Genomic DNA, 19262 nt, shown 5'->3' with positions numbered 1-19262 from the left:
TTATCGTGCCGACCCGGTTGCCGGCACGACTATGAGAGGACCGACCTCGGGAAAAGGATTCACACCGAATCTCAGCACGACGCCACGCGCGTTCGAACCAGTGCTCCGGTCCAATCGCCTGCGCACCTCGCCATCGCGCGGATAATCGGATGCCCTCGCCGATCCTTCGGTTGTAGCGTCGGCCGATGCTCAATGGTTCGCAGCGGCAGCGTTTTCCGGGAGCGGTGTCGCGCGGAGTTCGGGCACGGCCCCGGTCGGCGATGGCCGTGGGCGCGCTCGGCGTCGCGACCTCGGGGGTCTTCATCGATCTGTCCGGCGCCGCACCGGCCACCGCCACGTTCTTCCGTTGTGCGCTCGCGTTGCCGTTGCTGTGGCCGCTGGCCGGTGGTGAACGGGGGCGGGAAGGTGTGCTGTCCTGGCGACAGGCCGCGGTCGCCGTCACCGCCGGTGTGCTGTTCGCCGCGGATGCGCTGCTGTGGACGCGAGCGATCTACGAGGTCGGCGCCGGATTGACTGCGGTGCTGGTGAACGCGCAGGTCGTCATCGTTCCGCTGCTGGCGCTGCTCATCGACCGCGAGCCGATCCGGGGCGCGTTCCTCGTCGTCTCGCCGTTCCTGGTGGCGGGCATCCTGCTCACCGGCGGCGTCTTCGAGACCGGAGCCTCCGGCAGCGACCCCGTATCGGGCACGGTCCACGCCGTCCTCGCCGCGTTGTGCTACTCGGCGGTCCTGTTCCTCCTGCGCCGCGGCGGGCACAACGGGCAGGTGGTCCAGTCCTACCGGGTGGTGCTCCTGTCCGCGGCCGTCGTCGGAGCGCTGTGGCCAGGGGTCACATTCACGCCGGGCTGGGCGGCTCTGGGCTGGCTGGCCCTGACGGCGGTGTGCGGACAGATCGGCGGCTGGCTGTTGATCGCCCTGGCCGCCGCCCACCTGAGCAGCACGGTGAGCGCGGCCATGCTCATGCTGACCCCGGTCGGTGCGCTCGCCTTGGCGGCGGTCGTCCTCGGCGAGCAGCCCACGATGCTCCAGTTGTCCGGCTGCGCACTGATACTCGTCAGCGCCTACGCGGCTTCGACGTCCGGCTCCGGACGACGCCGGATCACGGCCACCGTCCGGAAACGACTGGGCGACTCGCGAAACGCCGCCGCCTGAAATCCGCAGCCGGTAAGGCTCGTCGACGGCGCCATCGGTGTTTTCCACGCTCCGGCTGGAACTCTCGGTGCATGCCCCGGTGTCGCTCCTCGGTCGCCCGGCCGTTGGGCGTCTCGCGCACCACGAACTACACCGACCTCGGCAAGCAGTTGGGCGGCCGGGGAGGACCGCCCGATGCCGGATATCGCATGGACGACGAGCCGGCGGCGTCGCGCCGTTGAAGCACAAGCGTAGGTGCCGGTGGCTGCCCCGATTCACTCGAAAGAGGTGAATCGGTCGCGCTCGAACGTTCCTACAGTCGACAGGTGTGGCCCTTGGCTACTCGGCCGGGGGCGGCATGAGTAGACCGGGGCTTCGCCGGATCTGCGGCGAAGCCGATCCATGTGGCGCAACCGCTCATCTCATGGCATATCCGGCCAAGGAGGACGACTATGACGACGTATGCACCGGTCACCATCCAGCAGGCACAGTTCCCGATCATCGAATCGTTCACCCAGGACACCGTGACCAACCCGCACTGGCAACTACTGGGCAGCGCGCGGCTGCACGACGGCAGCCTGGAACTCACCCCCAACGCCAACTCCCAGGCCGGGACGGCGTTTCTCGATCAGGCGTTCTCCTCCACGCTCGGGGTCACCATCGACTTCGACTACTCCTGCGAGGGAGCAGCCATGCTCGGCGACGGCTTCAGCGTCTACGTGATCGACGGCGCGCACACCACCCAGCCCGGCGGTATCGGCGCCGCACTCGGCTACTCCATCACGAAAACGGGGTCGGGGCAGATCGTCGCGCCCGGGGTCACCGCCGGATTCGTGGGCGTCGGCTTCGACAACTTCGGGAACTTCGCCACACACCTGGCCGGTACCGGAGGCGGTACATCACGGCCCAACACCCTCGGGGTACGCGGAGCAGGCAACCTGCGGGAAGGGTTCAGGTGGCTCACCGGCGTTGCGGTGCCGGGCGGATTCCGCGCGGATTGGGAGCGCGGTGCTCACATCCAGGTCTCCATCATCGGCGGTCGGCTCACGGTTCGGCACGCCGACAAGACCAACCCGAACGGCACCCTGCTGATCGACAATTTCGATCTCGGCGGTGCGGACGGTCAGCCCCGCGTGCCCGAGACCTTCAAGTTGGGCTTCGCGGCCGGAACCGGCGCCGCGACCGCCTACCACCGCATCAGGAACCTGAAGGTGACCCTGCCCGCGGAAATGCCTCTGGAGATCAGCGGCCCGCAGACAGCACAGTCGGGGCATCGGATCACCTACACCATCGGTGTGCAGAATCTCGGCCCCAACGACGCCCCCGACGCCGTGCTCGACGGCACCGTCCCGACAGAGCTGACCGATCTGGAGGTGACCTGCCAGGCCGACAACGGAGCTGTCTGCGGCACCGGTTCGGTTCGCGACGGCTTGCACATGCCGATCGACCTGCTCAAGGGCGGCAAAGCGGTCATCCACCTGACCGGCACGATCGATCCGCAGTTCGAGGGCCGACTCACCTGCACCAGCCTCATCACCTCACCTTCACGCGCCAATACCGCCGAACGACACTCCGGCTCGGTCACCACCGATGTCGATCGACCGCCCGTCACCGTCTCCCCTGTGATCGTCGGGCAGTGGCCCCAGACCTGGCCCGACGACGCGAAGGGCTGGGTCATCAGCTACGAACTCACTCTGGCCGCCCACGAACAGCGGGTGGTGTGGTGGGAGATCGGTTTCGACGTCCCGCCACGAACCCGCATCAATCCCCAGCAGAGTCAGTGGTACAGCGTGATCAAGGACGGCACAGACGGATCGGTCGTGATCGCTACGCCGGATGACACCCACACCATCGAGCCCGGGACACCCCTGACCGTCGCCGTACAACTGCTCTACCCCTCCCAGTACGACGCGGGCGACGGCACCCTGCGCAACCTCCACGCCACCGAGGTGACCCGCCCATAGCCCGGTCGCCAACCCACTCATCCGGAGCCGATGCCCACCGAAGGGCGCGGAATTCGTCGAGACGGAACCGAGCAGGCTGAGCAGACGACAGGACCCGGATGAGAAGGGTGAAGTCCAGCCGAACAGCGTCAGGACGGTGCGAGATCACCTCATCCTGACGCTGTTCGCGCCGTTGGGAGCTCACCGCCAGGTCCGGCGGATCTCGACGCGGCCGGGATCGGGGAGGTCGCCATCGAACTGGCGGCTGGCGGGTAGCCAACGGTTCACTGGGGCACGAGCGCACGCTGCCGTGGAGGACGCGCTGAGCCGCGCGGTGGAACCGCAGCTCCTGGGCTCTCGGCCGCCACGCCTAGCCGAGCGAGATCCCCGGAGGTCACGCCCGGCGCTCGAGGGTTCCCAGAAAGCTCTCGGCGGCGTCCTGGACCCGGTCGCGGTCGCCGGTGGCGAGCAGGTCGAGCAGCAGGCCGCGGATCGTGGCGATCACCAATGTGGCTGTGCGAGCCGCGGTCTCGGGGTCGGTGTCGGACGCCTGGGCTTCGCACAGTGCGATCTTCCAGTCGGTGACGACATGGTCGAGGAAGTCGGCGAATTGGCGCGGAGCTTGCAGAGCGCGCCCGTAGACGGCGAAGAACAGCTTGAACTCCGCCCACCGCCGCGGGTCGGAGCTGCGGGTCCAGACCGCGCGGGCTGCCGTCGCCAGGTCGGGATGCGCGCCCGCCGCATCACCGGTGGCAGCGAACATGCGCCGCCGCAACCGCTCGAGGATGGCCTGAAGCATTTGTTCTTTGGTGCCGAAGTGGTGCACCAGGGTGGTCGGTGAGACCCCGAGGCCTGCCGCGACCGGCCGCCACGACAGTTCGGAGAGCCCATGCTCGATCGTGTAGTCGACCACCGCCTCGAGCAGCTCTTCCCGGTGTCGATGGTCGACCGGCCGCCCTGCCATCGTTGCGCTCCCTCGTTCGCGGATTGACATTCCTAAAACGACTGTACTAGAAATTGTTCCTAGAACGACTGTACAAGAAATTTGAGTCAGGAGTCTTCCATGTCACGAGTCGTCGTCTTCGACGAGACCGGCGCCCCCGAAGTCCTGCGCATCATCGACGAACCGGTCGGCGACCCGGGCATCGACGAGGTGCGAATCAAGGTCGAAGCCATCGGCGTCAACCGACTGGACCAGATGGTGCGTGCGGGCATGTCCCCGCGGCCGATCCGAATGCCACACGCCCGTCTCGGAGTCGAAGCAACCGGAACGATCGATGCCCTCGGCGCCGAGGTCGAGGGATGGGCGATCGGCGATGCGGTCGTCGTCACCGCCGTGCCCGACATGGACATCAACGGCACCTACGCCGAACACATCGTCCTGCCCGCCGATCGGGTCATCGCTCGACCCGCCGGACTGGACGCCACGAGCGCCGGAGCGCTATGGGTGGCCTACTCCACCGCCTACGGCGCGCTCGTCGAGAAGGCCGCGATGCGACCCGGTCACCATGTCCTGATCACCGCCGCCTCCAGCTCTGTCGGCCTCGCCGCCATCCAGATCGCCAACCAGATCGGCGCCGTTCCCCTAGCCGTCACCCGGCACGCCGCGAAGCGGGACATCTTGCTGGCCACCGGCGCCGCCGCTGTCATCGTCACCGACCACGACGATGTCGTCGAGGCCACGCACCGGCACACCGCCGGGGCCGGCGCCGACATCGTCTTGGACTCCGTCATGGGTCCCGGCCTGGCCCAACTGGCCGACGCGGCAAAGCCGTTCAGCGGCACCCTGGTCACGGTGGGCTGGCTCGATCCCCGGCCCGCGCCGTTCCCGGCCAGCCCGATCACGATGATCCGGTACATGAGCTTCGAGCACACCCTCGACCCTGTGGCGGTGCGCCGCATCACGGCATTCCTGACCGCGGGCATCCGCACCGGTGCCCTGCACCCCACGATCGACAGCGTGTTCACCCTCGATGACATCGTCGCCGCACACCACCACCTGGAACAGGGACATCAGGTCGGCAAAATCGTCGTCACCATCTGACCCTCGCGTTGCGTTCAGCCGGGCTTGCAGCGTGGTGGCCAGGGCGTCGTGGACGGATTCGGAGGCGCCTGCGAGGCTGCCGCCGTTCCATGCGCACGTAGTAGTCGACCGAGACCCCGGTGAGTGGTGCCGACTCTGCACTCCCAAGAAGTGAAGCAGCCCGAGCGATCAGCGGCAGTAGCGGATGTTCGCCGACCTCAGCTCGGCTCGGCCCAGCGATCTTCAACCGGTCCAGCACTGGCGTGATGGCCGGCACGGTCAACGCAGGCAGCGGCGCGGCGCGGAGGACAATTCGACCGCCTCACCCCTGTCGACGCGGCACCGCTGTATACCGTGAGTGAGATCGGCACGTCCCGGCAGTCAACGCTCGAAAGGGTGGTTCGAGATGGCGGTAACGCAGAAACCAGGGATTTTCGCGGCGATCGGTGATGCACATCCTCATGTGTTCGGGGTGAATTCGGCCGGAGCGCTGTGGCGCTGGACAGGGAAAGACAACAAGTGGCTGAATTTCGGGGACATGGACTTCGCGCAGGTGCCGATCGCCATGGCGTCCCGGAATCGGGATTGGCTGATCGGCTGGACCAGAGCGGACGGTCAGACCGTTGAACAGGACCCGCCGCCACAGACCGACGGGGACGACGACGTCTACCAGCCCGAGGGACAGTTCGTCGAGGACGCACTGCCGGCGGACGCGCCGCCCCCGGAGCAGCCAGATGGTGGTGAGCGCGTTTTCGACCTCATCGATACGGTGCTGGGCAACCTGTTCAACAAGACCATCATCCACCTGTTCGCGATGGGCAGGAACGGAACGCTTTACTGCCGGTACTTCGACGGATACAACTGGTCGCCCGCCTGGACGGTCTTCGGCACCGGTTTCGCTCCGGTCTCGCCGTGTGTGGCGGTACGCAGGGGAAAGCTGAACGTCTTCGCGGTCAGGCCGAATGGTGATGTGCTCGAGCGATACAACGACGGCCACAACTGGTCGCCCGGCTGGACCACGTTCGCGCGGAACGCCACTACTGCTGCGGCAGTTCACGTCCGCGACAAGAAGAAGATCAATCTCCTGGCCCCCACCACCAACGACGGCGGACGGGTGTACGAGAGGTACTTCGACGGATACAACTGGAGCCCCTGGAAGCCGTTCGGTCCGAATATCGATGCGCGGACCCCTGCCAGCTTCGGGCGGATGCAACCGATGCTCGTCGACGGCAACGGCTATGTCCGCGACCGCTACTGGGACGGCTACAACTGGAGCCCGAATTGGGGCCGCCCGGCCAATTCCGGCGTCGTGACCCCGGTGCGTCCAGTGCACTTCGAGCGCGGTGTCCCGAAGCAGAAGTACATCTACGTCCGCGGGATGGACGGGTGTATCTGGGAGTACTACCAGGGCAGCGGCGGCTGGCTGGCACCGAAGCAGTGGTCGACGTTCACGACGCTCGAATGGTCGCCCGCGTCATGCCAGTACACCCGGTACGAGCCCGGTTTCGAAAGCGGCGGCATTTATTTTCCGTCGCACGTCAGTGCGGAACGGGTGCATCTCTTCGCCGTCGACAGCAACGGCAGACTCCGACAACGCCGTCGCACGAACAACGGGTGGGAAGCCTGGGTCGACAGAGGAGGCGACCTGCGGTGACCGCTCAGCGACGCGGCATCCCACCTGCTTGACCACGCTGCCCCGGATCAGCCCGGGGATGCAGAGGGTACCGGCACCCGCAGCGAGTGAGTCGCGACACCGCATCGTCCCCGGGGTCGTCCAGTTCGCGGCCGTCGAGTCGCCGCGGCACGCCGGGATCGAACCAACGCCGAGAAGAAGTCGAAGGGAGCCAATTCGCCTACGACCCCGCCCATGTGCCGGGAACTCGCACCTCGCAACACTGCGACCGCACCGACGACACGCCCGGCCCATACCGACCGAGCGCCTGTCACGAACATCCGGTAATCGGCATTTCAGGGTGCTTGTACCGACTCGGCGGTAGCGGTGTGGTCGAAGACCGATATGGAGTAGGTGGGACATCCGTCCGCGCCGACCCGGTGTACCGGGTGGGCGGACCGGCGGGCTCCTGTTCCGCCAGTGCATACCGAGCAATCAGGATCTGCACTTTCGCCGCGCCCGATTATGGGGCTGATGCAGAGAGATGACATCTTCGTACCCGTCCCACATCGGGCCTTTGAGGAGTATGTAACGAACATCTCACGCCGGCGAGCGGGGGTTCCTCGGATCGTGTTGTCCCGCATCGAGTGGAAGCCGTCCGGGGCCGGGAGGGTAGATCGGCTGCGGGCGATGTCCGAACAAGTAGTCGCGGAAGGCCCGCAGATACTCGTCTTGTTCTTGTCGATCGAGAAACCTGGTCGTGTTCGGGTCGAACCAATCGCTCGGCGCCGCGCCGCGCGCGATCACGTAGTCGAGGGCTTCGCGCACCATGTCCCCGTAGCTCGGCTCGTTGGCGATAGCGGCGCGCAGAACCGGGGCATAACGCCACATTTGCTCACCCAAGTGGGTGTAGGGCAAATTACCAACGGGCCACAGCAAACTGTCGGCATGCGGAATTTCGTCCCACCACACGGGCCGTGGGCCCAGAGTGTCACCGGCCCGCATATGTGCGGGCGAATCCGTGATGGGTTTCGGGTAGCGGGGGGCGATCGCTCGGTCGACGCCGCGGGGGCGCCACGTCGGCCCGGTCCGGAGGTTCCAGGGCGGATACCAGACGCCTCGCCACACCGGGACTCCGAGAGTTGGAGGGTTCACCCGAAGTCGCTGGGCCAGTGAGATGTCGACCGTGATGCGGCGCACAGGGGGTAATTCCGCGTCGCGGGGGAGCAGATCCGCCACCATCGACAAGCAGTCCCGCTCATCGAATCCGGTCACACCAACGCCCTGCCAGAGCTCCACCCAGAAGTTCGATTCGCGCTCCCCGTCGAATTCGATCCAGAACCGCCGCACCGTGGGCATACGCGTTTTCCTCCTGGGGACACTTACTACAACGCTATGATCCCCGCGCCGATCAGTACCTACCACTCAATTAGTCGGTCACCGACTGCCGCTCACCGCGCGCGCCACACCGACACGGCGAGCGTCGAGACATCCAGGGCGTTGCTGAGTTCGATCTGCCCGTTGCCCGCCCGGGCCAGGAACGCTTGCACGACCCCGTGTCCGGATCGTCGCTCAGCTCGTACACCGCGAGATACCGGTGCGCGGGCTTCGGCGTTGCCGCCGGGCAGGGCGGCGGACACGATCTCGAACCGCTGCCCACTCGACACGCCCGGTACCTCGATTACCTCGGCCAGATGCTGTTGTTCCTCCAATACGGGGCGGACAACCGAACCGACGGCCACGCCGCGGCGGCGCTCGATGCCGCCTCACGCCGGAAACCCTCGACCACGATCTCGAAGCGGTGAAGTCCATGCTGACCGGCGACTTCCTGGCGTACTCGCGCGTGTTCGGTGCCGACACGGACGGGATCAGCTGGTCGGGGGCGCGTCCGCCGCGCGGCGTGCCCGGGCGCGCCGTTTGCCCTCGTGCATGGCCTGAACCCGGGCCACTGGAATCGTGTGTCCCTCCTCGATCAGATCCGGAGGAAGATGCTGCGGGGCAGGCATCTCCGCCTGCCACGGATCGTTGTCGCCGAGCAGGTCCGGCACGGTCCGCACAGTGAAATCGGACGGCGTCACCTCGTCGAGGTCCGACCAGCGCAGCGGGAACGACACGGTGACACCCGGACGGATACGCGGACTGTAGGCGGCGGCCACGGTGGCACCACCCGCACGGGTGGCGTCGAGAAAGACCTTGCCGTGGCGGTCTTCCCGGATGAACGCTGTCGTGCCGACCGACGGATCGATCCGCTCGGCTCGCGCCGCCACGGCCCGCGTCGCCGCGGCCGCGTCCTCGACATCGGTCCCCGGGACCACCGGCACGAACACGTGCAATCCTCTGGAACCGCTCGTCTTCACTGCTCCGGACAGCCCGTCCGCAGTCAGCGCTTCCCGGATCAGCCGGGCGCCTGCCACGGCGTCGGCGAAAGTCTGTCCCGGTGCGGGATCGAGATCGAGCACAAGATGTGTGGGTTCCGGTGCGGATTCCGCGAGGAACAGGGTCGGGTGGTATTCGACCGCCCGCTGATTACCGAACCAGATCAGGGTCCGCAGGTCGTCACAGAGCGCGTAGGTGATCTCCCGCCGCGAACTCTCCGCCCAGACCTTCGTCCGCGCCACCCACTCCGGCGTGTACTTCGGGAGGTTTTTCTGCATGAACGGCTCCTGCCCCGGCCGCACCCTTACCACCGACAGCGGCCGTCCGCGCAACACTCCCAGTAACCGTTCCCCGGCGAACTCCAGATAGTCCACCAGATCCCTTTTGCTCGCCTCGGCCTCGTCGAACAACGGCTGATAGAGATTGGACAATTCGACCCCGTGACGCAGCTCGCCTCCCGCCATCTCTCCACTCTCCCTACCACCGTGCGCCGGTCGATCACCGGGGGTGGCGAACTGGTTTCCCGCTCGTTCTCGCACATTCACGAAAATTGCCGATGCCCGAACCGAATGAGCGACACACGCATCCATGGCCTGAGAGGAAACTGCTGTTCAGGCCTGCGCAAACTGCCGCTGTGCCGCTGATAGGCGACGATACACGTTCCCTGGTGGCCCCGTCCCCAGGCATTTCGGAACAGATCGTTCCCATCTGGTGGCAATGTCACCCATCGTTTCCGGCATGCGCGAGCCGATGTCGGCCAACGGAGGGCAAGACCCGCACGGTCAGGCCCCGCCACCGGCGGCTGGCGATGCGCACCGTCGACGACGCCATCCGCGCCATCGGCGGCACACCGACCGACCACGTCGGTACCGCACACTGCCTGACAGGCTTCGGGGTTCCGTGGCCGAGTACCGAACCGTCTGGGCTACGCCTGAGCTGGTCGGACTTCGCTTGCCTTGCGGTACTTTCCGTGTCCGCCTTCGCCGATGACCCATGTCACCGGCATGCCCGGTGTGATGAGTTGTTCGTCGCCCTGGTACTGCCAAAGGCAGAACCATACGTCGCCGGAGTGGCTGGCGATGAGTCCGTCGTAGGTGTCGGGCAGCCACCATCGGACCACACCATCGAGGCTCGGCTCAGGATCCTTCGCCGCGTCGACCTGCCCGTACGGTACCAAGCCGCCTGCCCCACGCCATCCGTCGAGAGTGGGGAGCAACGGTTGGTCCCCACCCTCGGGGTCGGCGGGCCAGATCTTTCCACTGCGGGACAGGATGTCGTCGTGGACTTCCCGGGCCAGTCTGCACGCCACACCCTCGGGAGTGCGCTCGACGGGGGTGGTGCCAACCACGACGCTCAAGGCCGGGACGGTGAATTCGATCCGCCATCCCGGTGGATCGGGCAGGCGGCGAAGCCGCTCGGGGATCGTTTCATCGATGTGTACCTCGAAACCGAGAGCCGACTCGATGTCGGCCGCCAGCAGGTCGGCGCCTCGCCGTGATGTCTCCTGACCCATAGCGCTATCCTGCCGTGTAGGGGACGGTGCAGCGGTTGATGGGGGTCACGTACAGGTTCTTGCCGGCGGCGTGGGAGGCGATGACCTGGATTTCATCCCCCGCCTCGTACCGGTAATGCCCATCCAAATATCGGGGGATTGTCATGTGAAAATTGTCGTCCTTGAACCTGTTATCCGTCTCGATGACCCTGCCGTTGACCAAGATCTGGTAGTCGTACCTGCCGGGGACGTCGCCGATGTTGTTGAGGAACATGGCCCAAGCGATGTTGCCGATGGGGTCCCCGTCCCTCGGCCTGGTGTCGACTTCAACTCTGCCCCATTGGGTCGTGACTCTGTAGTTGGTACACGGCTGATACGAGGCTTGTGCGGAACCGGAGGCCAGCACGCTCGCGATCATAGCGATCGTCAGTGTCGCTGCGAAGAGAAGCCTTCGGTTGGCTCGGCTCGTCGGCGTAGCTGATGGGTCATTGCGAACCTTCATGGGATATCCCCCTCTTTCGTCGAAGCATCAATCGACTTGCCCATCCCGGCATCTTCGTGTCACCTCCGAGCACGAGACACCCCCGAGCTGCGAATAAAGGCAGTCGATTCATTGGACGCACTCGAACCGTGATCGGTTCCATCGCCACGTAATTCACGTGTCATGCATCTCGGGTAGACAGCGGCTACGGCGACATCGGGAAGCTGCGCTACCTGCATCGCGTCGTCGACGAAACGCTGCGACTGCGGCCGATCGCCCCTTGGCTACTTCCGCGAGGCCCGCCACCACACCACTATCGGAGACGGCCGCTGTACCTTCGAGCAGGGCGACTGGGTGTTCGTGCTGGCCCTGCAAGCCCACCGCGACCCCGTCTGGGGGCCCCGACCACGACGAATTCGACCCCGACCGATTCCTGCCCGAGAACCTCCGCAAGCTAGGCACCTACGTCTACAAGCCGTTCGGCACCGGCGAACGAGCCTGCATCGGAGGGCAATTCGCCTACCACGAGATCTTGCTCGCCCTCACCAGCATCCTCCACAGCTTCGCCCTCGAACCGGAACCGGGCTACCGGCTCGACGTCCGGAAGCAGATCACCCTCGAACCCCACCGATTCCGTCTCGAGCTCCACCGCCGCACCTGACAGGACGAGGCGGAACAAGCCGGTCTGCGCGACGACGACACAGCCATGTCGAGGAACGGCGCCCACTCCTCACGCTCGGTCAGCCGTGCCCGGAAAGCCTCGACCAACGGCTCGCAGGTTGGTCGCGATCAGGACGAGACAGCGACAACGGACCGGTAGGTGTGCGGGTCGTCGATAGCGTCGAGGAGATAGTCGGCGAGGTCGGCGCGCGAAGTGCGGGGGCCGACCTTACCTTTCGCTCCCACCGAGACTCGCGGACTGCCGTCGGCCTGCGCATCGGTCAATCCCGTGGGGCGGACGGAGGTCCAGCGCAGATCACTCTGCGCGAGGATGTGTTCCATGCGCGCCATATCCGAGTAAGTGTGCCGCATGACCCTCCGCAGGACGGCGGCGAGGACTCTGGCGCCCGGCCCCGCGTCCGCCGGGACGTCCAGCGCCGCCGATGAGATCACCAGCAGTCGCCCGCCCGGACGAATGGCGGCGATGATCTCGGCGGTGGCTGCGGAGTAGACGGTGGCGGGGCCGCGCCCGGTCGCGCCGAGCGCGGAGATCACCGCGTCGTACCCGTCGAGCAAGCCGGTCAACGCTCCCGCGGCGCACGGGTCGGCCGTCACCACGGTCGCCCCGAGCGCGGGCGCCGCGGTAGTGGCCGGGCGGACGATCGCGGTGACGCGATGTCCTCGTGCCAGCGCCCGGTCGACCACCATCCGCCCCGTTCGGCCGGTGGCGCCCAGGACCGCAATGGCGGCCATCAGCGCGCGGCGGGCCGGGTGGCGGGCTGGGTCGAGAAGGACACGGCCTCCATCAGCGGCTTGCGCTGGGTCTTCTGCACGGCAGCGATGCGCCACTGTCCGTCGGTGTCGCGGACGACGGTGTAGGTCGCGAGTTTGCCGAGCTTGCCCGGCTGCCGCTTCGAGGATTCGCCGCGGGTCACGACTACGGCGGCATCCGGTCCGTAGCAACGGATTTCGACGATGTCCACGGTCAGACGCGTGCCCTTCAGGAAGCTGTCGAACAGCGCTTGGTGGGCCCGGCCGATCTCCGCACCGCCGTGGTAGACGGTGCCGACATAGGTGATGTCCGTGGCGTCGTCGGTGAAGCAGGCGCCGTAGGCGGCGCCGTCGCCGCGATCCCACGCTTGCCTGCTGCGCTCGATGAGGGCGCGGATGGCGGCGGTGTCGGTGCTGGTGGTCATTTCGATCTCCTTCAGTCGGCCAGCAGGGCCAGGGCGGCCCGGCGGGGGAACAGCCGCGATACGGCGATGAGTGCCCGGTTGAACGGGCTGGTGAGTACGACGGAACCGGACCCGCCGGACAGAGCTTTTCGCGCACGGTCCACCACCTGCTCGGGTGTCTGGACCAGCCAGGGCGGTACGTCGGTGGCGGTTTGCGAGGCGGTGGCGGTGACGCCGGGGCACAGAGCCAGCACCCGCACGCCGCGTGCTCGCTGTTCGTGCCACAGCGTTTCGGACAAGGCCGTGACGAACGCCTTGGTAGCGCTGTAGACCGCGAGGCCCGGCTTCGGTATGTGCCCGAGCGTGGAGGACACGTTCACCAGGACGCCGCCGGGAGCGACCGCACCGAGGAAGGCGTGGGCCAGCACGACCACCGCCCGGCAGTTCACCTCCAACGTGGCGATCGACGCTTCGAGCGCAACCTCGGTGAAATCGCCGTGCGCGGCGGTCCCGGCATTGTTGACCAGCAGCGTGTAACCACCGCCGCGAAGCCGTTCCGCGACCGCCCGCAGTCCCTCTTCGGCGCCGAGGTCGGCGGCGAGATAGTCGTGTCCGTCACCGAGTTCGGCGAGCAACATCTCCAGCGCTTCGATCCCGCGCGCCACGACGGTCACCGAATAGCCCTGTACTGCCAGCGATTTCGCGAATGCGCGTCCGATCCCGGCACTGGCGCCGGTCACCAACGCTCTCACCGTTCGGCCTCCGGCTTCGTCGCCGGGTCGAACAGGAACGAGATGCGCTCCATGACCGGCTGCCGCTTGGTGTTGTGGAAACTGGCGATCCGCCACTGGCTGTCGGCTTCGCGCACCAACGTGTAAGTCTGCGTCTTGGACAACTCCGCCGGGCGATCGCCTTCGTAGCGGTCACCTCGGCTGGTGACGATCGCCACGTCGGCACCGTAGAAGCGCACTCCGAGAAAGGAGTCGGCGAGTTCGGTGCCCTTCAGGAATCCCGAGAACAGGGCCCGGTGCGCCTCGGTCAGATCGCGGCGGCCCACGTAGTGGGTGCCCAGAAAGGTGGTGTAGGTGGCATTTTCGGTGAAGGTCGCGCCGAACGCGTCGGCGTCGTTGCGGCCCCAGGCCGCCGTCATGGCGGCGATGGTCCCGCACACAGCCCGCAGGTCGTCGGCGCTGCCACCATCGGCGACGACCCGCGTGCACTCCATGACGCCGGCACTGCGGACATCCGAGGTCCGGTCCAGCCACAGGTACCCGCCTCCGCCGACGACGCCCAGCGTCAGCGCGGCGACCCCCACGGCTCGCACCACGGTGCGTCGTCGCGGCCCGCGCGAGGCAGTCGGTTCGGTCCCTGCGATAGCCGACGTCATGGTGAAATCCTTCCCACAGCATTTACTGCTTACAAGATGTTTCATCTTTGGTGCAGTTTCTTCGTTGGAGAAGAGATTAGAGAAGATGCCTCAGCCTTGTCAATACGTCCGCATGAGGCCGATCCCGACCGCGCTGCCCCATCCACTCTGGGGTGGCAACGTGCGCAGGCCCGGTCTCGTCGAGGCCGAGTGCGCGTCGGCGGTTGCCTGTCCGTTCATCGCTTCTTCACCCCGGAGTGGTCGCAGAGCGGCACGATGAAGTGATGCGGCGGATGTGCGCAGCCGGTGTGGTAGCGGGGCTTGTGGCGGGCGGTGCGCTGACGGCGGGACCGGTGGCGGCCGATGGTCCGGCCGCGTTCGATCTGCAAGCCCATCGAGGTGGGGCGGGGCTGGTGGCGGAGAATACGCTGCCCGCGTTCGCGAACGCGTTGGAACTCGGGGTGAGCACGCTGGAGCTGGACGTGCAGATCACCGCGGACGGATACGCGGTGGTCACCCACGATCGCGATCCGAGTCCGGCGAAGTGCGTGGACACGGCGCCGGCCGTCGCGGGCGACCCGAAGTTCCCGTATGTGCCGGGGACCACCTACATCCGGGACCTGACGCTGGCTCAGGTGCGGACGATCGATTGCGGTTCGGTGCCGTCCGCGGATCACCCGGAGCAGCGCAGGGCGCCGGGAGCGCGAATGCCGTTGCTGGCCGAGGTATTCGATCTGGTGCGCGCGTATGGCGCCGATCAGGTGATGCTGAACATCGAGACCAAGGTCGAGGCCGCCGCCCCGGAACAGACCGCGCCGCGCGAGCAGTTCGTGGACGTCGTCGTGGCGGAGATCCGCCGGGCGGGCATCGGGCGGCAGGTCACTGTCCAGAGTTTCGACTTCGGCGCCTTGACGCGCCTGCGGGAGGTGGCCCCCGAGCTGCCGATCGTCGCGTTGACCGACGGCCGGCCGAAATTGCAAGCCGGAGAGCCGGGTGGCTCACCGTGGCTGGGTGGTATGGATATCGACGACTTTCCGGGATCGTTGCAGGAGAAGTACGTCGCGGCCGCGGCGGCCATCGCCGCGGCCGCGATCTCGCCGGTGCACGGCACTCCGCAGGACGGCACCGTCACCGACCCCGACTACCGGCCGTTCACCACGCCCGAACTCGTCCGCGCCGCACATCGCCGCGGCATGCGGGTGGTGCCATGGACGGTCGATGACCAGCCCACCATGACCGCTCTGCTCGACCTCGGGGTGGACGGTCTCATCACGAATCGCCCGGACGTACTCCGCACACTGCTGTCCGACCGCGGGTACCGCCTACCACCGGCATACCACCGATCCTGAGCGATCCCGCGCGGCCGACCTGGCATTGGGACGGCGACGCGGCCGCCGCTCACCTTTCAGCGATCGGGTAGACGGGTCCGGTGATCAACCGAGAGTTTTCAGCAGTTCGTCCGCCACCCCTGCGGAGGAAGCCGGATTCTGGCCGGTGATCAGCGTGCGGTCCACCACCACATTCGGCGCCCACGGATCGGCCTCCCGGAAGTCGGCGCCGATCTCGACGAGCCGGTCTTGCAACAACCATCGGGCCTTGTCCGCGAAGCCCGCTTGGGTCTCTTCGGCATTGGTGAACCCGGTCAAGGCATAGCCCGCGAACAGGTTCGCGCCATCTTCACCCTTGGCGGCGAGCAGAGCCGCGGGCGCATGGCACACGACCGCCAGCGGCTTGCCGGAGGTCAGGATGGTGGCGAGCAGCCGACCGGAGTCGGCGTCGACCGCGAGATCTTCCATCGGCCCGTGCCCGCCGGGGTAGAACACCGCCGCGTAGTCGGCGAGATCCACCTTCGCCAGGTCGACGGGGTTGTTCAGCTCGGCGCTCGTGCCGATCACCCGCGCTCGATGGTCTGCGGTCTCCTGACCGCCGTTGGCCTCGGGCGCGAGGCTGCCTTTGTCCACGCTCGGTACGACGCCGCCGGGCGTCGCCACCACGATCTCGTGTCCCGCCCCTTTCAGCTTTTCGAAGGGCACCACGAATTCCTCGGCCCAGAAGCCGGTCGGGTGCTTCGTCCCGTCGGCCAGCGTCCAGTGGTCGACTCCGGTCATCACGAAAAGGATCTTCGACATGGTGTGTTGTCTCCGTCGTCCGGAACCCGCTCGGTCGGGGTTCGCGTCATCGAGTCCCGTCGCGCTGGTCCACGTGGCGCCTGGAGGTATCGATCCCACGCGTCTGGATCCTCAGCGACGACACTGTCGACGCTAGCCTTCGGCAACCATGGAATACCAATAAGATGACCGATTTCAGACATCGATTTTTGGATGGATCTTCGCAGACGACTTCGATTCGCGGCCGTTCCCGTTTCACTTTTTCCTTCGGCCTGGCTACGCACAGCCGCGAGCCGGTCACCGGTCGGTCACGCAGCGCCGCCCCTCCCGCCTGACCTGGACTTGTTTACGCGCCATACTGGACCGGTGACGGAGATAGGTCAGTGCGAGCAGGAGACTGCGCGCAAGATGCTCGGTGGTTGCCCCGATATCGGCAGCTTTAGTTTCTGGTTCGCCGACCAGCGGTGGGAATGGTCGGACGACGCCGCCACGATTTACGGGTACGCACCGGGAGAAGCCGAGCCGTCCACCGAACTTCTGCAACGCCACCTGCACCCCGACGACCGCGAGCGCGTCGCCCAGACCCTCGCCGACGCCATCGAGACCGCCTCGCCGTTCTGCACCCGTCACCGGATCATCGACACCGAGAACGAGACGCACGACGTGATCGTCATCGGCGACCAGCTGTTCGACGAGCAGGGCGCCGTGGTGGGTTCCGCCGGTTACCTCATCGATGTCACCGAGACGCTCGAAGACAACCGGCAGGAAGCCCTCGACGACCTGCTGCCGGACGTGATCGACGCGCGCGCGGTGATCGAACAGGCCAAGGGCGTCGTGATGTTCGTCTACGGCGTCAACGCCGATCAGGCGTTCCGGGTGCTGCGCTGGCGCTCGCAGGAGACCAACATCAAGATCCGCGCGTTGGCCGAGCAGCTCGTCGCCGACGTCGTCGCGATGGGTGGTGCGCTGGTTCAGCAGCGCACCCGCTTCGATCATCTCCTGCTGACCCTGCACCGACGGGTCACGTCCACGGATTCCGTCGCGGACTGACCGACCGGTGTGCGGGGTCCGGTCGCTGCCGAACGGATCATCGGCCGCCGCTCCCGTGTAGGTGGATTGGGCCGTGCCCATTGCCAACAAGACAGATCTGTCTCTATCTTTTAACGAGACAGATCTGTCTCTTTAAGCACGGCGGATGGGAGTCCTTCATGGCTACGGAATCGACGGCAGAGGACCTGCTCGGGCGCGGAGCGGGCGCATGATCATCGGAGCCGCCGAAGAGGCGCCTGCCACGATGCTGGCCGCCCATCACATCGAATTCGGCGCGCCGCTCGCCGTGGGCGAACTGCCCCGGCCGGTTCCGCTCCCCGGGGAGGTACGGATCAAGGTCGCGGCGACGAGCGTCAACCCCGTCGACATGCACACCGGTCGCGGGAACGGCTACGTCCAGTCGATGACACTTCCGCTCATCCCGGGCTGGGACGTGGCGGGAACCGTCGATGCGGTCGGGTACGGCGTGGCGAGGCACCGCGTCGGCGACCCGGTCTTCGGCTTGGCCCGGTTCCCCCATCCGGCCGGGGCTTACGCGGAGTACGTGACGGCTCCCGCACACCACGTGGTGCGCGCTCCGGCAGGCCTCACCATGGTGGAGGCGGCCGCGCTGCCGTTGTGCGGGCTGACCGCCTGGCAGATGCTCCGAGCGGCGAAGGTGGAGCGGGGCAAGCGTGTCCTGATCAACGGCGCCTCCGGCGGTGTCGGACATCTCGCCGTGCAGATCGCTCGCGCGCTCGATGCGGAAGTGGTCGCGCTCGCTCGGCCCGAGCACCACTCGTTGGTCACCTCATGGGGCGCCGACGACTGCGTGGACTATCGGGACGCCGCGGCGGTGGCCGCCATCGACATGGCCGACGCCTTGTGCGATGTCGTAGGCGGCGATCTGGCCCTGCGGCTGTTCGACCGGATCGCACCGGGCGGCTGCGCTGCGCTCGCATTGGGCTGGGCAGTCCCGGACTACCGGGCTGAAGCTGATGCGCGTGGGATCGACGCGGTGTCCTGCTTGGTCGACCCGGATCCCGTAGGCCTGAGAGCCTTATCCGAACTCGCGGAAGCCGGTTCCTTGCGCGTCCATATCGGAGCGACCTTCACGCTCGCGGAGGCGAATCGGGCACAGCAGTGGGTGACCAGCCGATCCGGCATCGGCAAGGCCGTCATCGTGATGCCGGACTCAGCGGAATGACCACCCAGCGAACCGGGACGCCGGCAGCCCCGCCCCGGCAACAGGGCACCGCCGGTTCACGCGCCCCCCGGCTGCGTGGGCCGGCGCTTCGAGAAGCGGTGCTCGACATCGCCTGTCAACTCTTCTACGACAACGGTGTGCATGCCGTCGGTGTGGATGAGGTCGTGCGCCGCGCCGGCATCGCCAAAGCCAGCCTCTACCGGTGGTTCCCCACCAAAGACGCGCTCATCCTCGCGGTTCTCGACCGAATCGACCAGCAACTGTGGGCACGGTGGGACGAGGTGGCGGAGCAGTTCGCCGACGATGCCGAGGCAGAGCTGCGGACCCAGATCACGTGGATGACCGACATGGCGGCATCACCTGGGTACCGAGGCTGCGCCTTCGTCAACACGGCGGCCGAATTCTCCGAGAGCCATGACGAGATCCGTGACCGCTGCCTCCAGCACGAGCGGGAACTGGGCATGCGCCTTCGCAGGCTAGGTCGACGCCTTGCCGTGCCCGACCCCGATTCCTTCGCCGACCAGCTCCAGTTGGGGATCGTCGGCACATTCACCACCTCGGGCCTGTTCTCCAGCGCGGGCCCCGGGCGGCGACTCCCGGCGCTCCTCGACGCGATACTGGCGGCGAATCTCGGTCGCTGAGTGCAGCGCCACTGTGGGC

At 66.9% G+C, this 19262-nt stretch carries 21 protein-coding genes; 10 read left to right on the top strand and 11 right to left on the bottom strand.

Annotated elements, in window-relative coordinates:
* Positions 1 to 185 precede the first annotated feature (185 nt).
* The 3 genes from ABZ824_RS25025 (at position 186) to ABZ824_RS25015 (ending at position 3094) form a co-directional block, all read left to right on the top strand.
* Entirely contained in the window at positions 186 to 1151 is a 966-nt protein-coding gene (locus ABZ824_RS25025; protein WP_356965621.1) for a DMT family transporter, read from the top strand.
* A gap of 71 nt (positions 1152 to 1222) precedes the next feature.
* Complete coding sequence (locus tag ABZ824_RS25020; protein ID WP_356965620.1) at positions 1223 to 1372, top strand: hypothetical protein; 150 nt, start codon at positions 1223 to 1225, stop codon at positions 1370 to 1372.
* A gap of 210 nt (positions 1373 to 1582) precedes the next feature.
* Positions 1583 to 3094, top strand: coding sequence for a hypothetical protein (locus ABZ824_RS25015; protein ID WP_356965619.1), 1512 nt, complete (start codon positions 1583 to 1585; stop codon positions 3092 to 3094).
* 373 nt (positions 3095 to 3467) lie between these two features.
* Here the strand turns inward: ABZ824_RS25015 and ABZ824_RS25010 are convergent, their stop codons facing one another.
* A complete protein-coding gene (locus ABZ824_RS25010) occupies positions 3468 to 4037 on the bottom strand; it encodes a TetR/AcrR family transcriptional regulator (protein WP_355075111.1) in 570 nt (189 codons plus the stop codon).
* A gap of 99 nt (positions 4038 to 4136) precedes the next feature.
* On the opposite strand from ABZ824_RS25010, the gene ABZ824_RS25005 reads away from it, so the two are divergent.
* Both ABZ824_RS25005 and ABZ824_RS25000 read left to right on the top strand, forming a co-directional pair.
* A complete protein-coding gene (locus ABZ824_RS25005; protein ID WP_356965618.1) occupies positions 4137 to 5117 on the top strand; it encodes a zinc-dependent alcohol dehydrogenase family protein in 981 nt (326 codons plus the stop codon).
* Positions 5118 to 5502: 385 nt separating this feature from the next.
* Positions 5503 to 6750, top strand: a complete 1248-nt coding sequence (locus ABZ824_RS25000) for a hypothetical protein (RefSeq protein ID WP_356965617.1) — start codon at positions 5503 to 5505, stop codon at positions 6748 to 6750.
* 558 nt (positions 6751 to 7308) lie between these two features.
* Here ABZ824_RS25000 and ABZ824_RS24995 read toward each other — a convergent pair.
* From ABZ824_RS24995 to ABZ824_RS24975, 5 genes are all read right to left on the bottom strand, one after another.
* Complete coding sequence (locus tag ABZ824_RS24995) at positions 7309 to 8067, bottom strand: hypothetical protein (protein ID WP_356965616.1); 759 nt, start codon at positions 8065 to 8067, stop codon at positions 7309 to 7311.
* A gap of 92 nt (positions 8068 to 8159) precedes the next feature.
* Complete coding sequence (locus tag ABZ824_RS24990; RefSeq protein ID WP_356965615.1) at positions 8160 to 8375, bottom strand: hypothetical protein; 216 nt, start codon at positions 8373 to 8375, stop codon at positions 8160 to 8162.
* Between the two features lie 201 nt (positions 8376 to 8576).
* The gene (locus ABZ824_RS24985) at positions 8577 to 9548 is read right to left on the bottom strand and encodes an ATP-dependent DNA ligase (protein WP_356965614.1); all 972 of its coding nucleotides are present in this window, start codon (positions 9546 to 9548) and stop codon (positions 8577 to 8579) included.
* Positions 9549 to 10009: 461 nt separating this feature from the next.
* Positions 10010 to 10597: a hypothetical protein gene (locus tag ABZ824_RS24980; protein WP_356965613.1), complete on the bottom strand. Its 588-nt coding sequence runs from the start codon at positions 10595 to 10597 to the stop codon at positions 10010 to 10012.
* 4 nt (positions 10598 to 10601) lie between these two features.
* A complete protein-coding gene (locus tag ABZ824_RS24975; RefSeq protein WP_356965612.1) occupies positions 10602 to 11078 on the bottom strand; it encodes a hypothetical protein in 477 nt (158 codons plus the stop codon).
* 259 nt (positions 11079 to 11337) lie between these two features.
* On the opposite strand from ABZ824_RS24975, the gene ABZ824_RS24970 reads away from it, so the two are divergent.
* The gene (locus ABZ824_RS24970; RefSeq protein WP_356965611.1) at positions 11338 to 11718 is read left to right on the top strand and encodes a cytochrome P450; all 381 of its coding nucleotides are present in this window, start codon (positions 11338 to 11340) and stop codon (positions 11716 to 11718) included.
* A gap of 128 nt (positions 11719 to 11846) precedes the next feature.
* Here the strand turns inward: ABZ824_RS24970 and ABZ824_RS24965 are convergent, their stop codons facing one another.
* Genes ABZ824_RS24965 through ABZ824_RS24950 form a run of 4 tightly spaced genes read right to left on the bottom strand, consistent with a single transcriptional unit; the run spans position 11847 to position 14279 of the window.
* Positions 11847 to 12470, bottom strand: coding sequence for an NAD(P)H-binding protein (locus ABZ824_RS24965; RefSeq protein ID WP_356965610.1), 624 nt, complete (start codon positions 12468 to 12470; stop codon positions 11847 to 11849).
* On the bottom strand, positions 12470 to 12913 hold the full coding sequence (locus tag ABZ824_RS24960; protein WP_356965609.1) for an SgcJ/EcaC family oxidoreductase: 444 nt from the start codon (positions 12911 to 12913) through the stop codon (positions 12470 to 12472). The genes ABZ824_RS24965 and ABZ824_RS24960 overlap by 1 nt, the downstream gene beginning before the upstream one ends.
* An 11-nt stretch (positions 12914 to 12924) precedes the next feature.
* Positions 12925 to 13644 (bottom strand): SDR family NAD(P)-dependent oxidoreductase, encoded by a 720-nt coding sequence (locus ABZ824_RS24955; protein WP_356965608.1) that lies wholly within the window; start codon positions 13642 to 13644, stop codon positions 12925 to 12927.
* Complete coding sequence (locus ABZ824_RS24950) at positions 13641 to 14279, bottom strand: SgcJ/EcaC family oxidoreductase (protein ID WP_356965607.1); 639 nt, start codon at positions 14277 to 14279, stop codon at positions 13641 to 13643. Before ABZ824_RS24950 ends, ABZ824_RS24955 begins: the two co-directional genes overlap by 4 nt.
* Positions 14280 to 14542: 263 nt before the next feature.
* Here ABZ824_RS24950 and ABZ824_RS24945 point away from each other — a divergent pair, with 263 nt between their 5' ends.
* Positions 14543 to 15607, top strand: coding sequence for a glycerophosphodiester phosphodiesterase family protein (locus ABZ824_RS24945; RefSeq protein WP_356965606.1), 1065 nt, complete (start codon positions 14543 to 14545; stop codon positions 15605 to 15607).
* Positions 15608 to 15691: 84 nt separating this feature from the next.
* On the opposite strand, the gene ABZ824_RS24940 is transcribed toward ABZ824_RS24945, so the two are convergent.
* The gene (locus ABZ824_RS24940) at positions 15692 to 16387 is read right to left on the bottom strand and encodes a type 1 glutamine amidotransferase domain-containing protein (protein ID WP_355075091.1); all 696 of its coding nucleotides are present in this window, start codon (positions 16385 to 16387) and stop codon (positions 15692 to 15694) included.
* Between the two features lie 345 nt (positions 16388 to 16732).
* Between ABZ824_RS24940 and ABZ824_RS24935 the strand changes: the two genes are divergently transcribed.
* The 3 genes from ABZ824_RS24935 to ABZ824_RS24925 all read left to right on the top strand — a co-directional run bounded on the left by ABZ824_RS24935 (position 16733) and on the right by ABZ824_RS24925 (position 19243).
* Positions 16733 to 17416: a PAS and ANTAR domain-containing protein gene (locus ABZ824_RS24935; RefSeq protein WP_356965605.1), complete on the top strand. Its 684-nt coding sequence runs from the start codon at positions 16733 to 16735 to the stop codon at positions 17414 to 17416.
* Positions 17417 to 17624: 208 nt separating this feature from the next.
* On the top strand, positions 17625 to 18602 hold the full coding sequence (locus ABZ824_RS24930) for an NADP-dependent oxidoreductase (protein ID WP_356965604.1): 978 nt from the start codon (positions 17625 to 17627) through the stop codon (positions 18600 to 18602).
* A complete protein-coding gene (locus ABZ824_RS24925) occupies positions 18599 to 19243 on the top strand; it encodes a TetR/AcrR family transcriptional regulator (RefSeq protein WP_356965603.1) in 645 nt (214 codons plus the stop codon). Before ABZ824_RS24930 ends, ABZ824_RS24925 begins: the two co-directional genes overlap by 4 nt.
* The last annotated feature ends 19 nt before the right edge of the window (positions 19244 to 19262 follow it).

The sequence above is a fragment of the Nocardia sp. NPDC047038 genome, from assembly GCF_040644075.1.
Taxonomy (GTDB): Bacteria; Actinomycetota; Actinomycetes; order Mycobacteriales; family Mycobacteriaceae; genus Nocardia; species Nocardia sichangensis.
This window is presented reverse-complemented; position numbering and strand designations above follow the sequence as displayed.

What these genes read in the sequence shown, in the direction of transcription:
- ABZ824_RS25025 (WP_356965621.1), top strand. Translation starts at nt 186, where the DNA reads ATGCTCAATGGTTCGCAGCGGCAGCGTTTTCCGGGAGCGGTGTCGCGC.
- ABZ824_RS25020 (WP_356965620.1), top strand. Translation starts at nt 1,223, where the DNA reads ATGCCCCGGTGTCGCTCCTCGGTCGCCCGGCCGTTGGGCGTCTCGCGC.
- ABZ824_RS25015 (WP_356965619.1), top strand. Translation starts at nt 1,583, where the DNA reads ATGACGACGTATGCACCGGTCACCATCCAGCAGGCACAGTTCCCGATC.
- ABZ824_RS25010 (WP_355075111.1), bottom strand. Translation starts at nt 4,037, where the DNA reads ATGGCAGGGCGGCCGGTCGACCATCGACACCGGGAAGAGCTGCTCGAG.
- ABZ824_RS25005 (WP_356965618.1), top strand. Translation starts at nt 4,137, where the DNA reads ATGTCACGAGTCGTCGTCTTCGACGAGACCGGCGCCCCCGAAGTCCTG.
- ABZ824_RS25000 (WP_356965617.1), top strand. Translation starts at nt 5,503, where the DNA reads ATGGCGGTAACGCAGAAACCAGGGATTTTCGCGGCGATCGGTGATGCA.
- ABZ824_RS24995 (WP_356965616.1), bottom strand. Translation starts at nt 8,067, where the DNA reads ATGCCCACGGTGCGGCGGTTCTGGATCGAATTCGACGGGGAGCGCGAA.
- ABZ824_RS24985 (WP_356965614.1), bottom strand. Translation starts at nt 9,548, where the DNA reads ATGGCGGGAGGCGAGCTGCGTCACGGGGTCGAATTGTCCAATCTCTAT.
- ABZ824_RS24980 (WP_356965613.1), bottom strand. Translation starts at nt 10,597, where the DNA reads ATGGGTCAGGAGACATCACGGCGAGGCGCCGACCTGCTGGCGGCCGAC.
- ABZ824_RS24975 (WP_356965612.1), bottom strand. Translation starts at nt 11,078, where the DNA reads ATGAAGGTTCGCAATGACCCATCAGCTACGCCGACGAGCCGAGCCAAC.
- ABZ824_RS24965 (WP_356965610.1), bottom strand. Translation starts at nt 12,470, where the DNA reads ATGGCCGCCATTGCGGTCCTGGGCGCCACCGGCCGAACGGGGCGGATG.
- ABZ824_RS24960 (WP_356965609.1), bottom strand. Translation starts at nt 12,913, where the DNA reads ATGACCACCAGCACCGACACCGCCGCCATCCGCGCCCTCATCGAGCGC.
- ABZ824_RS24950 (WP_356965607.1), bottom strand. Translation starts at nt 14,279, where the DNA reads ATGACGTCGGCTATCGCAGGGACCGAACCGACTGCCTCGCGCGGGCCG.
- ABZ824_RS24945 (WP_356965606.1), top strand. Translation starts at nt 14,543, where the DNA reads ATGCGGCGGATGTGCGCAGCCGGTGTGGTAGCGGGGCTTGTGGCGGGC.
- ABZ824_RS24940 (WP_355075091.1), bottom strand. Translation starts at nt 16,387, where the DNA reads ATGTCGAAGATCCTTTTCGTGATGACCGGAGTCGACCACTGGACGCTG.
- ABZ824_RS24930 (WP_356965604.1), top strand. Translation starts at nt 17,625, where the DNA reads ATGATCATCGGAGCCGCCGAAGAGGCGCCTGCCACGATGCTGGCCGCC.
- ABZ824_RS24925 (WP_356965603.1), top strand. Translation starts at nt 18,599, where the DNA reads ATGACCACCCAGCGAACCGGGACGCCGGCAGCCCCGCCCCGGCAACAG.